We start from the raw sequence: 13,896 nt of genomic DNA, 5'->3' as shown, positions 1-13,896 counted from the left end.
GAGGCCCCATGCGCAAGATGCGCGGCATGGCGGAAGCGGGGCTCGGCCTCGCCCCGCCGGATGAGACGAGCGGTGCATCCACGGCACCCCGACCAGCCGCCACTTCGTCCGAGGGCCACCGGGCCCGGATGCGCGCCAGGCTGCTCTCGGCCGGCCCCGAGGCGCTGCTGGACCATGAGCTGCTGGAAATGCAGCTTTTCCTTGCCCTTCCGCGACGCGATACAAAGCCCATTGCCCGTGCCCTACTGGCCCGCTTCGGCAGCTTCGGCAATGCCATCTCCGCGAGAGTGGAGGATCTGCGGCAGGTCGAGGGCCTGGGAGACGCAGGCGCCGCCGCGCTGAAGACCGTGCAGGCCGCGGCCCTGCGGCTGATGCGGGAAGAGGTGCTGGACCGTCCTCTGCTGAACAACTGGGACCGGCTGCTGGGCTATCTGAATGCCGCCCTGGCCCGGGAGAAGACGGAGCAGTTCCGCATCCTCTTCCTCGATTCCAAGAACCGGCTGATCGCCGACGAGGCGCAGGCTCGCGGCACGGTCAACCATACCCCCGTCTACCCGCGCGAGGTGGTGAAGCGATGCCTGGAACTACAGGCCACCGCGCTGATCCTGGTCCACAACCATCCCAGCGGCGACCCCACCCCGAGCGGAGCCGATATCGAGATGACCGGCGAGATCCGCGCGGCGGCAGCGACCCTGGGCATCGTCGTCCATGACCATCTCATCATCGGCAATGGCCGGCACCTTTCCTTCCGAAAGGAACGGCTGCTTTAGGTCACCGCCGAAATGAGGCTTCACCTGCCCCTGCCGCACCACCTGCACCCGCGCCGCGGCCTCGCCGCGCTGCGCCGCTGGGTGCGGCAGACGGAGGTCGGCATCATCCTGCTGGCCGTGGTGGTGGGCGCCGTCAGCGGGCTGCTGGCAGTGGCCATCGGCGGCATCGCGCGCGGCCTCCATGTGCTCTTCTTCGGGCCAGGTGCCTTCCATGGCCTTTCGACCCTGCGTGGCGCCTCGCCCTGGCTGCTGCTGACATTGCCGGCCATCGGCGGGCTCGTGCTGGGGGGGCTGAACTGGCTGCTGGCGCGCTATCGCCCCCGCAGCCCCGTCGATCCCATCGAGGCCAATGCGCTGTACGGAGGCCGCCTGTCCTTCAATGACGGGGTGGTGGTGGTGGCGCAGAACCTGGTCTCCAACGGCTTCGGCGCCTCGGTGGGGTTGGAGGCCGGCTATACCCAGATCGCCGGTGGCGCCGCCTCCCGCCTCGGGAGGCTCTTCGGGCTGCGGCGTGGCGATCTCCGGGTACTGGTGGGCTGCGGTGCCGCCGGCGCCATCGCCGCGGCCTTCGACGCGCCGCTGACGGGCACCTTCTATGCCTTCGAGCTGGTGGTGGGCGTCTATTCCATCGTCACCCTCGCCCCGGTTGTCACCAGCGCCGTGACCGCGGTGCTGGTGGCCCGGCTGATCCAGACCGAGGGAGCCGTGCTGGCCGTGGGCGGTGCCGTTGCCCCGGACTGGCAGGGCTATGGCCTGGCGCTCGTGCTCGGCCTGCTCTGCGGGCTGGCAGGGATTGTCGTGATGCGGGGCGTGACCCTGACGGAGCGGTGGCTGCGGCGCGGCGTGCCCTGGCCCAACCTGCGGCCGGCGATCGGCGGGCTGGCGGTGGGCGCGCTGGCGCTGATCACGCCGGGGGTGCTCTCCGCCGGGCATGGCTCCCTGCACCAGCTCTTCGTGACGGAGACGACCCTGGGCGCCGTGGCGCTGCTGCTGCTGCTAAAGGCCCTGGCCTCGGCCATTTCCATCGGCTCGGGGTTTCGCGGAGGCCTGTTCTTTGCCTCCCTGCTGCTGGGGGCGCTGATGGGCCAGCTTTTCGCCGCCTTCCTGGCCCTGGTGATCCCGCCGGGCGTGGACCCCATCTTCCTGATCACCGTCGGCACCAGCGCTTTCGGCGCCGCCGTCATCGGCGCGCCGCTGGCCATGACCTTCCTGGCCATGGAGATGACAGGCAATTTCGGCCTGACCGGCGCGGTCCTGGTGGCCGTCATCGCCTCCAGCGTCACGGTGCGGCGCCTCTTCGGCTACTCCTTCGCCACCTGGCGCTTCCATCTCCGCGGCGAGACGATCCGCAGCGCCCAGGACATCGGCTGGCTGCGCGACCTGACGGTAGGCAAGCTGATGCGACGGGATGTGCGGACGGTGAAAGCGGATACCCGCCTCAGCTCCTTCCGCCGCGACTTCCCGCTCGGCGCCGCGTCCCAGATCGTGGCCGTGGACGAGGCCGACCGCTACGCGGGCATCGTCAGTGTCACCGATGCTCATGCCGAGGCGTCGGATGAACTGGAAACCGTCGCGCCGCTGCTGCACCACGCCAAGACGCCCCTGCTGCCGGCGATGAACGCCAAGGAGGCCATGGCCGTCTTCGAGGCGACCGAGAGCGAGGCGCTGGCGGTGGTCGACAACCTCAGCAGCGGCAGGGTGATCGGCCTGCTGAGCCAGGCCCATCTGTTGCGCCGCTACGGCGAGGAGCTGGAGAAGCGCCGGACGGAGGAGCTGGGCGCCTGAGGCGCCGCTCCCCTGCCCGGCCCCGCGTCACACGGTCGGCGGAACCCCGGCTTCCTTCAGTGCCTTGGCCTGGCGATTGGCCAGCTTGACCTGGTCGAAATCCGCGATCAGCTCGTTGAACATGCGGTGCCAGTTCAACTCGGCGCCCAGCCGCATGAAGGCGCTGCCCAGGCCCACCGCGCCACGGTCCACCAGCACGAATTCACGCGGCGGCTTCACGCCCCCGGTGCGCTTCAGCCCCGCATGCACCTGGGCCGCGACCTTCCGCCCGTAATCCGGGTCGCCGCCGGACTGGATGGGGCGCACGCGGTCGTCCAGCAGCGGCTCGTGCAGGAAGCGCGCCCAGAGGCCGAGGACTTCCATCCTCTCCTTGGTCAGGTTGGTGAAGCCCCAGTTCGTATAGGCCTCGTGCGCCTTTTCCTCGTCGTTATCGCGGATGGCCTCGTAGAGCATGATCACGCCGCTGAGGAATTGCGGCGGGAAGACGCGGATGGCGCCGAAATCCAGCAGGTTGATGCCGGCAGGCTCGCTCTCCGTCGGCTGGCGCACCTGATAGTTGCCGAGATGCGGGTCCCCATGGATCACGCCGTAATGGTAGAAGGGCACGTACCACGCATGGAACAGGGCGCGCGCATAGGCGTTGCGCTCCTCCAGCGGCGGGTTCTCGGCCAGGCGCTCCATGATCGGGCGGCCTTCCAGCCAGTTCATGGTCAGCAGGCGCCGGGTGCAATAACCCTCCACCGGGGTCGGCGTGCGGACATCCGGGACATCGGCCAGCATGCGGTTGTAGAGGCGCATCTGCGCCGCCTCCCGCTCGTAGTCCAGCTCCTCCCGCAGCCGGTCGCAGAGTTCGACATAGACATCGTCATGCTGGATGGCGTCATCCATCCGGGCGAAGATGCCCATGGCGATCTTCAGCTGACGGAGGTCGGCCTCCACCACGCTGGGCATGTCGGGATACTGCAGCTTGCAGGCGACAAGCCGCCCGTCCGGCAGGGTGGCGCGATGCACCTGTCCCAGGCTGGCCGCCGCCGCCGCCTCCTGCCCGAAGCTGGCGAATCTGGACTGCCAGTCCGGCCCCAGTTCGCTGGCCATGCGCCGGCGGACGAAGGCCCATCCCATGGGCGGGGCATTGGCCTGCAGCGCCGCCAGTTCCTGCGCGTATTCCGCCGGCAGGGCGTTAGGCACGGTGGTCAGGAACTGCGCGACCTTCATCAGCGGGCCCTTCAGCCCGCCGAGCAGCGCCTTCAGGTCGTTGGCATGGCTGGCCTTGTCGGTCTTGATGCCCAGGAAGCGTTCCCCCGCCACCCGGGCGGCGATGCCGCCCACGGCGCCGGAGGTGCGGGCCATGCGGCGGAACTCGCCGAAGAAAGTACTCTCGTCCCGCTCGTTAGCCATCGGTGCGCTCAAGCTCGTCGATAAATCCGGAAATGACGTTCAGCCCCTTGTGCCAGAAGGCGGGATCGGCGGCGTTCAGGCCGAAGGGCGCCAGCAGCTCCTTGTGCCGCAGCGTGCCCCCGGCCTTCAGCAGCTCCAGATACTTGGCCTGGAAATCGGGGACGCTGCCCTCCTGGAAGACGCCGTAGAGCGCATTCACCAGGCAGTCTCCGAAAGCGTAGGCATAGACGTAGAACGGCGTGTGGATGAAATGCGGGATATAGGACCAGTAGATCTCGTAATCCGGCGTGAACTCGAAGGCCGGGCCGAGGCTCTCCACCTGCACCTGCATCCAGAGCGCGCCGATCTCCTCGCGTGACAGCTCGCCCTTGCCGCGGGCGTCATGCAGCAGGGTCTCGAAGCGGTAGAAGGCGATCTGCCGCACCACCGTGTTCAGCATGTCCTCCACCTTGCCGGCCAGCAGGGCGCGGCGCCGCTTCGGGTCCTTCTCGGCATCCAGCACGGCGCGGAAGGTTAGCATCTCGCCGAAGACGCTCGCGGTCTCGGCGAGCGTCAGCGGGGTGCCGGACATCAGGTAGCCCTGGTCGGCCGCCAGCACCTGATGCACGCCATGGCCCAGCTCATGCGCCAGGGTCATCACGTCGCGCGACTTGCCGTGATAGTTCAGCAGCAGATAGGGGTGCACGCTCGGCACCGTCGGGTGGGCGAAGGCGCCGGAAGCCTTGCCCGGCCGCAGCGCCGCATCGATCCAGGGTGAATCGAAGAAGCGCCGGCCGATCTTGCCCAGCTCCGGGCTGAAGCCGTTATAGGCGGCCAGCACGCGGTCCCGCGCGGCATCCCAGGGGATGTCGCTGTCATCCTCGTCCGGCAGGGGCGCATTGCGATCCCAGTGCTGCAGCTTGGGCAGGCCCAGCCACTTGGCCTTCATGGCGTAGTAGCGGTGCGACAGCGCCGGGTAGCTGGCCACCACGGCCGAGACCAGCGCATCCACCACCTCGTCCTCGACCATGTTGGCGCGGTTGCGGCTGCTGCCGGGGCGCGGATACTGCCGCCAGCCGTCGATGATCTCCTTGTCCTTGGCCAGGGTGTTGGTGATCAGCGTGAAGAGCCGCGACTTCTCCCCGAAGGCGGCTGAGACCCCCTTGGCCGCCGCCTCCCGCACCTTGCGGTCGCGGTCGGAGAGCTTGTTTAGGGCGCCGGAGACGTTCAGCACCTCCTCCCCGACCTTGACCTCCATCGCCGCGATGGTTTCGTCGAACAGGCGGTTCCAGGCGCTGCGCCCCGTGACCTCCTTCTCATGCAGCAGCCGCTCCACCTCGTCCGAAAGCTGGTGCGGGCGGAAGACACGGAGATCGCGCAGGAAGGGGCGGTAATGGGCCAGCGCCTTGCTCTTGCCGAGCTTGGCCTCCAGCACCGCCTCCTCCAGCTTGTTCAGCTCCAGCGTGAAGAAAAGGAGGTGGGTGGAGATCGCCGTCACCCGCTCCTGCATCGTCTGGTAGAAGCGGCCGTTCTCTGGGTCCTGGGCATCGCCGGAGAAGACGAGTTGGGCATAGGACATCGCGCGGCCCAGCACCTCCTCGATCCGCTCATAGGTGGCGATGCCCTCGGCCAGCGCGTCGCCGGAAAGGTCGGCCAGCTTGCCGGCATAGCGTTCGGAGAAGGCGCGGGCCTCGGAATCGGCCTGCTTCAGGTCGGCTTCTAGCTTAGGGTCGCCTGAGCCATCATAGAGGTCGGAGAGGTCCCAGACCGGCAAGGCTGCCTCCCCTCCGGTACCGGAGGGGCGGGAGGCGGTGTCGCGGGCGGGATGGCGGGGAGTAAGAAGCTTCACGGCGCGCCTTGCGGTTGTGGGTTCCGGTCCTACCGATATAAGCCCAACAGGCGGCAGGCCAAGCGCCCGCCGCCAAAGGACTGCCACGGCAAAGGAAGAAGATGGCGTTGGAGGAGAACTGGAACAGCCTGCCGGGCATGATGCTCAGCCTGGCGCGCCGCTGGCCGGAGCGGTCGATGCTGCGCTTCTGGCGCGAGGGCGCCTGGCGGGAGATGAGCTGGGCGGAATACGCCATGGCCGTGGCCGCCATCGCCGCCGGGCTGCGCCGGCGCGGCGTCTCACCGGGCGACCGCGTGCTCATCGTCTCCGAGAACCGGCCGGAATTCCTGATCGCCGACACCGCCATCATGGCCATCGGCGCCGTGTCCGTGCCCACCTACACCACCAATGCGGTGGAGGACCACGCGCATATCCTGCGCGATTCCGGCGCCCGCACCGCCATCGTCTCCACCCCCCGCCTGGCCCGCATGGTGGCCGAGGCGGCGGGGATCGGCGGGCTGGACCTGCTGGTGGCCATGGAGGACGCCGAGAATACCGTCCCCTGGGCGGAGCTGGCCTCCACGCCGCCCGACCTCGCCATGCTGGTGGCCGAGGTGGACCATATCCCGCCGGGGCGGCTGGCCTGCCTGATCTACACCTCCGGCACCGGCGGCGCGCCCAAGGGGGTGATGCTGCCGCACCGGGCCATGCTGGCCAATCGGCACGGGGTCGCCAGCTTCATCGGCAAGCTGAACCTGCCGGCGGATGCCTGCTACCTTTCCTTCCTGCCGCTCTCCCACGCCTATGAGCATACGGTGGGAGGCTTCCTGCTGCCCTCCTTCGGCATCCAGGTCGTCTACAGCCGCGGCGCCGACCGCCTGGCGGCCGAGTTGCAGAGCTTGCGCCCCGCCGTGCTGACGGCCGTGCCCCGCCTCTTCGAGGTGCTGCGGGCCCGCATCCTGGCCGGGCTGGAGAAGGAATCGCCCTTCCGCCGCCGGATGTTCGAGGCCGCGCTGCGTCTCGGCCTGCGCAAGCTGGACGGCCCCAGCCTCAGCCCTTGGGAGCAGTTGCAGGACGCGGTGCTGGAACACTTGGTGCGCCGCAAGGTGCGGGCGCGCTTCGGCGGGCGGATGGTCGCGCTGGTCTCGGGCGGCGCGCGGCTAGACCCCGGCCTCTCCGGCTTCTTCATCGCGCTGGGCCTGCCGCTGATCCAGGGCTATGGCCAGACCGAGGCCGGGCCGGTGATCAGCGTCAATGTGCCCTGGGACAACCGCCGGCATACCGTGGGCAAGGTGCTGGACGGCGTCGAGGCCCGCATCGCCGCCGATGGCGAGGTGCTGGTGCGCGGCGACCTGGTGATGGACGGATACTGGAACAACCCGGAGGCCACGGCCAAGGCGCTGCTGGACCTGCGCGACGGCGGCGCCCCCTGGCTGCATACCGGCGACCTGGGGGAGATCTCCCAGGGCTACCTTCGCATCACCGACCGAAAGCGGGATATCATCAAGACCTCGGGCGGGGACATGGTCAGCCCGGCCAAGATCGAGGGCATGCTGATGGCGGAGCCGGAAATCGCCCTCGCCGTGGTGGCGGGCGAAGGCCGCCCCGCCATCGCCGCGCTACTGGTACCGGCCGAGGGGCAGGAGGACAGGGTGCCCGACGCTGTGGCACGGGTGAATGCGCGCCTCTCCTCGGTCGAGCGGGTGCGCCACAGCCTGGTGGTGCCGCCCTTCACCGTCGAGAACGGCATGCTGACGCCCACCATGAAGATCAGGCGCCGCGCGGTGCTGGAAGCCCATGCGGCGGCACTGGACAGGCTCTACGCCTGAGGCCGCCGCACGGAGTTTTGTTTCCATATCGAATCGTCATGGCGCTAGGCTCCCCATCGCGATGGACGCCCGGGAGCCCGCCATGCCGTCAGCCGGTTTGATCCTGCGCCATTGGTTCGAGGAAGTCTGGAACCAGAAGGACGCTTCCCGCATGGCTGACTATATCGCGCCGGAATGCGTGCTTCATTCCACCGACATGGCGGGGTCTGACCTGCGCGGGCCCGCGGCCTTCCAGATCTTCTTCGACCAGGTGCAGGGAAATTTCTCCGACGTCCAGTTCACCGTGCATGACGTGGTCGAGCAGGGTGACCGGGCAGCCGGACGCTGGACGGCCCGCATGACCCATACCGGCGACGGTTTCGGTGTCCCCGCCACCGGGCGGAGCGTGACCATCAGCGGGATGTCGATGGTCCGTGTCGAGGATGGAAAGGTCGCGGAAGCCTGGGACGAATGGGACCGCTTCCGGCTGGCCACCACCTGCGGGATGGTGGCCAGGGTCTGAACGCCGCGCCACCGAAAGGTGGCGGCGCGGCCGGGGCATCACATGCCCAGGGCGCGGCGGTAGAGGTCGAGCAGGGTCTCCTGCTCCTCCACGTCGGCGGGCTCCTGCTTGCGGATGCGGATGATCTGGCGAATCACCTTCACCTCGAAGCCGGCGGACTTGGCCTCGGCGAAGATGTCCTTGATGTCGTCGGCCAGCGCCTTGCGCTCTTCCTCCAGCCGCTCCACCCGCTCGATGATCGAGCGCAGGCGGTCGGCCGCGATGCCGCCCACTTCGGACTCGGGATCAGCGGCCTGGCGGTCCCGGCTGGCCTTCGCGTCCTGCTCGTCGAAATCGCTCATCAAGGGTCTCCGGACAGTGCCACCAAAAAAATCCGGCGCCTTGGAAAGGCACCGGGGCTGCGCGGTATAGCTGTCCGGAAGGGCCTCCGCAAATGCGCCAGACCCTCGTCACGACCCTGCAATGCAGGCTCGCCGGGCCTCCCTGGCATACCGTCCCGGGCAGGCCAGGGTTGCTGCCGGCGCCTCAGTGCTGGTGGTTGCCGGCGGTCAAGGCGGCCTTCTGCTCCGGCGTCGCTTCCTTCTGATACTTCGCCTGCCATTCCTTGTAGGGCATGCCGTAGATGGTCTCCCGTGCCTCCGGGTCCGGCAGGGCGATGCCCTGTGCCTCGGCGGCCTCGCGATACCAGCGGCTGAGGCAGTTCCGGCAGAAGCCGGCCAGGTTCATCAGGTCGATATTCTGCACATCCGTCCGCTCCCGCAGATGCTGCACCAGGCGGCGGAAGGCGGCGGCTTCCAGCTCCGTGCGGGTGGCGGCGTCGATCTCGGTGGTCATGGGTCTGGCCCTCCTCTACCCCGCAAGGTGGGGCGGGAGGGCCATCCGGTTCAAGCGTTGCCGGCGAGGTAGTCCATCGCGGCCTGCACGCCACCGGACCTGTGCGGCACGCCCGCGAGGCGCAGCCCCATCTCCACCCCCGTCAGCGTGCCCAGCACCTGCAGGTCGCCGATATCGCCGAGATGGCCGATGCGGAACACCCTGTCGTTCAACCGGCCGAGCCCGTTGCCGAGGCTCATGTTGAAACGCTCCAGGATAGTGGCGCGCAGCGCATTGGCCGAATGTCCCTCCGGCAGCCGCACGGCGGTCAGCACGGGGGAGAAGTGGCGGGGATCTTCGCACTGGACCTCCAGCCCCCAGGCGCGCACGGCGCGGCGGGTGGCCTCCCCATGGCGTTCATGCCGGGCGAAGACATTCTGCAGCCCCTCTTCCATCAGCATGTCCAGCGCGGTGTCCAGCGCGTAGAGCATGTTGGTGGCGGGGGTGTAGGGGAAGTAGCCGGTGGCGTTGGAGGCCAGCATCGGCTTCCAGTCCCAGAAGCTGCGCGGCAGCTTCGCGTTCTCGCTGGCCTTCAGCGCCTTGTCCGAGACGGCGTTGAACGACAGCCCCGGCGGCAGCATCAGCCCCTTCTGGCTGCCGGAAACCGTCACATCGACGCGCCATTCGTCGTGCTTGTATTCGACGGAGCCGAGGGAGGAGATGGTATCCACCAGCAGCAGCGCCGGATGGCCCGCCGCATCCATCGCGGCGCGCACCTCGTCGATACGGCTGGTGGCGCCGGTGCTGGTCTCGTTATGCACGACGGCCACCGCCTTGATGGCATGGGCCTTGTCGGCGCGCAGCCTCGCGCCGATCGCCTCCACATCCGCGCCACGGCGCCAGTCGGTCTCGATGAAGGTGGGCCTGAGGCCCAGGCGCTCCGCCATTTCCCGCCACAGCGAGGCGAACTGGCCGGTGTCGCACATCAGCACCGTGTCGCCGGGGGAGAGGGTATTCACCAGCGCAGCTTCCCAGGCACCGGTGCCGGAGGCGGGATAGATGATCACGGGGCCAGTGGTGCCGAAGACCGGCTTGATCTTCTCCAGCAGCTGCTTGCCGAAGAGACCGAAATCGGGGCCCCGGTGGTCCATGGTCGGATTGTCCATGGCGCGCAGCACGCGGTCCGGCACGTTGCTCGGGCCGGGGATCTGCAGGAAATGCCGGCCGGCAGTGGGCTTGGACTGGAAATAGGCCATGGGATCGTCTCCTCCGTTGCCTTGTCCCTAGCCGCCATTCATCTCATCCGCCAATGAGTTCGGCTTCTTGGATTGATGAGCATAATAGATCGGACAGCGCGGCCCGGTGCCGCTAGGCTTTCCACCAGAGAGGAAGCTGCATGAACGCCATCACCACCGCGAAGCACCGCCCCGGCGACCCGGCCCTGGCCGCCCGGCTTAAGCGCAATGTCGAGGGCGAGGTGCGCTTCGCCCCTGCGGATCGCGGCCGCTATGCAACCGATGCCAGCATCTATCAGGTGGAGCCCATCGGCGTGCTGGTGCCGAAGAGCATGGAGGATGTGGAGGCGGCGCTGGCCCTTTGCCGTGAGGAAGGCGTGCCCGTGCTGCCGCGCGGCGGCGGCACCAGCCAGTGCGGCCAGACGGTCAACCGCGCGCTGGTGATCGACTGCACCAAATACCTGCGCAACGTCCTCTCGGTCGATGCGGCGGCGGGCGTCGCGAAGGTGCAGCCCGGCATCGCGCTCGGCGCGCTGAACGATGCGCTGAAGCAGCACAAGCTGTTCTTCCCGGTCGATCCCTCCACCTGGGCGCGCTGCACCATCGGCGGCATGGCCGGCAATAATTCCTGCGGCTCCAAATCCATCCGCTACGGGCTGATGGCGGATAATGTGCTGGCCATCGACGCGCTGCTGCCCAATGGCCGGCGCTTCACCTTCGGCGAGGTCGCGGACAATCTGGGCGCCGATATCCCCGCCGATGTCGCCAGCCTCATCCAGTCCCTCCGCGCCCTCGGTGCGCGGGAGGCGGAGGAGATCGCCACACGCTTCCCGCGCCAGCTCCGCCGCGTCGGCGGCTACAATATCGAGACGCTGACCCCCGCCGCACGCGCGGAAGGCCGTGGCAACCTCGCGCGGCTGCTGGTGGGCAGCGAGGGCACCCTCGCCTTTTCCCAAGCGCTGGACCTGAAGCTCTGGCCGATCAAGCCTCGCAAGGTGCTGGGCATCTGCCAGTTCCCCACCTTCCGCGCCGCCATGGCCGCCAGCCAGCACCTCGTCACCCTGAACCCCGAGGCGGTCGAGCTGGTGGACCGCACCATGATCGACCTCGGCCGCTCCATCCCGATCTACCGCGCCACGATCGACGCCATCGTGCTGGGCGAGCCGGACTCGCTGCTCATCGTCGAATTCCATGGCGATGACGATGCCGCGCTGCTGCGTGACCTGGACCGGCTGGACGAGATGATGGGCGATCTCGGCTATCCGAAATCCGTTGTGCGCGTCACGGATTCCGCGTTCCAGGCGCAGGTGGCGTCGGTGCGCGAGGCCGGCCTGAACATCATGATGTCCATGAAGGGCGACGGGAAGCCGGTCTCCTTCATCGAGGACACCGCCGTCGATCTTCCTGATCTCGCCGACTACACCGAGCGGCTGAACGAAGTCTTTGAGAAGCACGGCACCAAGGGCACCTGGTACGCCCATGCCAGCGTCGGCTGCCTTCATGTCCGCCCCGTGCTGAACATGAAGGCTGGCGAGGATGTCGCGAAGATGCGCGCCATCGCCGAGGAATGCTTTGCCCTGGTGCGCGAATACAAGGGCAGCCATTCCGGCGAGCATGGCGACGGCATCGTCCGTTCCGAATTCCATGAGCCGATGTTCGGCGCCCGCATCGTGCGTGCCTTCGAGGCGGTGAAGGATGCCTTCGACCCCGCCGGGCTGATGAACCCGGGCCGTGTCGTGCGGGCGCCGCGCATGGATGACCGCACGCTCTTCCGCTACCCGCCCGGCTACCGCGCGGATGAGAGCATCAAGCCGGCGCTGGACTGGTCCGCCTGGCCGGGGCCGCAGGGCGGTTTCCTGGGCGCGGTGGAGATGTGCAACAACAATGGCACCTGCCGGAAATTCGATGCCGATGTGATGTGCCCCTCCTTCCGCGCCACGCGGGACGAGCAGCACCTGACGCGCGGCCGCGCCAATACACTGCGTCTCGCCCTCACCGGCCAGCTCGGCCCCGACGCGCTGGCGGGGGACGAGGTGGCGGAGGCGCTCTCCCTCTGCGTCTCCTGCAAGGGCTGCAAGCGGGAATGCCCGACCGGCGTGGACATGGCGAAGATGAAGATCGAGGCGAGCCATGCCCGCGCGAAGCGCCATGGCGTCCGACTGAAGGACCGCATCATCGCCGAACTGCCGCGCTGGGCGCCCTGGGCCGCCAAGCTGCCGGGCCTGGCCAATCTGCGCGACACCATCCCAGGGCTGGCGGGCCTGTCGGAGCGCGCGCTGGGCCTGGCCGCCGGCCGCCGCCTGCCACGGTTCCGGCGCGATGCCTTCCGCGATCCCGAGGCACGGCGGGATGGCGCGGGCCGCGAGGTCATCCTCTTCGCCGATACCTTCAACCGCTATTACGAGCCGGAGAACCTGCGCGACGCCGTGACGGTGCTGGGCGCCGCCGGTTTCCGCGTTACGCCCGCGGCCGCGCCGGACGGGCGTCCGCTCTGCTGCGGCCGCACCTATCTCGCCGCCGGCATGGTGGATGAGGCACGGGCCGAGGCGCGGCGCACCCTGGCGGCGCTGTCTGGCTCGGATGCCCCGGTACTGGGCCTGGAGCCTTCCTGCATCATGACATTACGGGACGAATTCCTGTCCCTGCTTCCGGGCCCGGAAGCCACGGCGCTGGCGGGACGCGCGCAGCTCGCCACCGAGTTCCTGGCAACGCAGGAATGGCCGGCCGGCCTGAAGCCCATCGGCACGACCCGCGCGCATATCCATGGCCACTGCCACCAGAAGGCTTTCGGCGCCTTCCTGCCGGCGGTGAAGACGCTGCGGCAGATCCCGGAGCTGACCGTCACGCCCATCGCTTCCTCGTGTTGCGGCATGGCCGGCTCTTTCGGCTATGAGGCGAAGAACCTGGAGGTGAGCCGCGCCATGGCCGAGCTGTCCCTGCTGCCGGCCGTCCGCGCCGCGGCGCCCGAGGATGCCATCGTCGCCGACGGCACCTCCTGCCGCCACCAGATCCGTGACCTGTCCGGCCGTGACGCCGTGCATTCCATCCGCCTGCTGGCCCGGGCCGTGCAGACATGAACACGCCGCGCGAAATCCTGGAATTCTGGTTCGACGGCAATCTCGGCCGGTCCCGGCCCATCTGGTTCGAGCGGAATGACGCCTTCGACGCCGCCATCTCCGCGCGCTTCGGCGATCTGGTGATTCCGGCGCGGGAGGGAGAGCTGGACGACTGGGCCGCGGATGCGGAAGGCGCCCTGGCCCTGCTGCTGCTGCTCGACCAGTTCCCGCGCAACCTCTTCCGCGGACAGTCGGCGGCTTTCGCCTCCGACCCCCATGCCCGCGCCGTGGCACGGACCGCGGTGCTGGAACGGCGGCAGGACCTCGCCTTCGGTCCGGTGCCGCGCGGCTTCTTCTACCTGCCCTTCGAGCATGGCGAGGCTATGGCCGACCAGAACCTGTCGGTCACGCTGTTCGAGGGGTTGCGCGATGATCCATCCGCCCGCAAGCCGGGCGGGGGCATTGACTATGCCTGGCGGCACTGGCAGGTCATTGCTCGCTTCGGGCGCTTTCCCCACCGCAATCGCGTCCTGGGGCGGCCCAATACCCAGGACGAAGCCGCCTATCTGGCGCTACCGGGTGCCGGCTTTTAAGCCGGCCTGCCATGCGTCCAGCGGTGGTCACATTGTTTTCACTGAAGGTCTCGTAAGCTTCACTGGCTGTGGCAGCTTAAACGGCGCAATAAGCGCCACGTGCGTGGT

Annotated in this window: 11 protein-coding genes; 6 read left to right on the top strand and 5 right to left on the bottom strand. The window is 68.5% G+C overall.

Going from position 1 to position 13,896, the window contains the following annotated elements; all coding sequences use genetic code 11:
- Positions 1-8 precede the first annotated feature (8 nt).
- Positions 9-770 carry a RadC family protein gene (gene radC / locus IAI58_RS09605; RefSeq protein WP_207450080.1) on the top strand — a complete coding sequence of 254 codons (762 nt, stop codon included), beginning with the start codon at positions 9-11 and terminating at the stop codon, positions 768-770.
- A gap of 12 nt (positions 771-782) precedes the next feature.
- A complete protein-coding gene (locus IAI58_RS09600) occupies positions 783-2,555 on the top strand; it encodes a chloride channel protein (protein WP_207450078.1) in 1,773 nt (590 codons plus the stop codon).
- A gap of 27 nt (positions 2,556-2,582) precedes the next feature.
- On the opposite strand, the gene IAI58_RS09595 is transcribed toward IAI58_RS09600, so the two are convergent.
- Both IAI58_RS09595 and IAI58_RS09590 read right to left on the bottom strand, forming a co-directional pair.
- A complete protein-coding gene (locus tag IAI58_RS09595; protein WP_207450076.1) occupies positions 2,583-3,953 on the bottom strand; it encodes an ABC1 kinase family protein in 1,371 nt (456 codons plus the stop codon).
- Complete coding sequence (locus tag IAI58_RS09590; protein ID WP_207450074.1) at positions 3,946-5,781, bottom strand: M3 family oligoendopeptidase; 1,836 nt, start codon at positions 5,779-5,781, stop codon at positions 3,946-3,948. The genes IAI58_RS09595 and IAI58_RS09590 overlap by 8 nt, the downstream gene beginning before the upstream one ends.
- Positions 5,782-5,882: 101 nt before the next feature.
- Here IAI58_RS09590 and IAI58_RS09585 point away from each other — a divergent pair, with 101 nt between their 5' ends.
- Positions 5,883-7,589 (top strand): AMP-dependent synthetase/ligase, encoded by a 1,707-nt coding sequence (locus IAI58_RS09585; RefSeq protein ID WP_208775922.1) that lies wholly within the window; start codon positions 5,883-5,885, stop codon positions 7,587-7,589.
- A gap of 82 nt (positions 7,590-7,671) precedes the next feature.
- A complete protein-coding gene (locus IAI58_RS09580) occupies positions 7,672-8,091 on the top strand; it encodes an ester cyclase (RefSeq protein ID WP_207450070.1) in 420 nt (139 codons plus the stop codon).
- Between the two features lie 38 nt (positions 8,092-8,129).
- Here IAI58_RS09580 and IAI58_RS09575 read toward each other — a convergent pair whose 3' ends face one another.
- The 3 genes from IAI58_RS09575 to IAI58_RS09565 all read right to left on the bottom strand — a co-directional run bounded on the left by IAI58_RS09575 (position 8,130) and on the right by IAI58_RS09565 (position 10,160).
- Entirely contained in the window at positions 8,130-8,432 is a 303-nt protein-coding gene (locus IAI58_RS09575; RefSeq protein WP_207450068.1) for a DUF2312 domain-containing protein, read from the bottom strand.
- 184 nt (positions 8,433-8,616) lie between these two features.
- Positions 8,617-8,925 (bottom strand): DUF1244 domain-containing protein, encoded by a 309-nt coding sequence (locus IAI58_RS09570; RefSeq protein ID WP_207450066.1) that lies wholly within the window; start codon positions 8,923-8,925, stop codon positions 8,617-8,619.
- A 50-nt stretch (positions 8,926-8,975) separates the two neighbouring features.
- Positions 8,976-10,160 (bottom strand): pyridoxal-phosphate-dependent aminotransferase family protein, encoded by a 1,185-nt coding sequence (locus tag IAI58_RS09565; RefSeq protein ID WP_207450064.1) that lies wholly within the window; start codon positions 10,158-10,160, stop codon positions 8,976-8,978.
- A 140-nt stretch (positions 10,161-10,300) separates the two neighbouring features.
- Here IAI58_RS09565 and IAI58_RS09560 point away from each other — a divergent pair, with 140 nt between their 5' ends.
- Positions 10,301-13,216 (top strand): FAD-binding and (Fe-S)-binding domain-containing protein, encoded by a 2,916-nt coding sequence (locus tag IAI58_RS09560; protein WP_207450062.1) that lies wholly within the window; start codon positions 10,301-10,303, stop codon positions 13,214-13,216.
- Entirely contained in the window at positions 13,213-13,788 is a 576-nt protein-coding gene (locus IAI58_RS09555; RefSeq protein WP_207450060.1) for a DUF924 family protein, read from the top strand. The genes IAI58_RS09560 and IAI58_RS09555 overlap by 4 nt, the downstream gene beginning before the upstream one ends.
- Positions 13,789-13,896: the final 108 nt, after the last annotated feature.

The sequence above is a fragment of the Roseomonas marmotae genome (genome assembly GCF_017654485.1).
GTDB lineage: Bacteria > Pseudomonadota > Alphaproteobacteria > Acetobacterales > Acetobacteraceae > Pseudoroseomonas > Pseudoroseomonas marmotae.
Note: the sequence above shows the minus strand (reverse complement) of the source record. Positions and strands in the feature narration are given on the sequence as shown.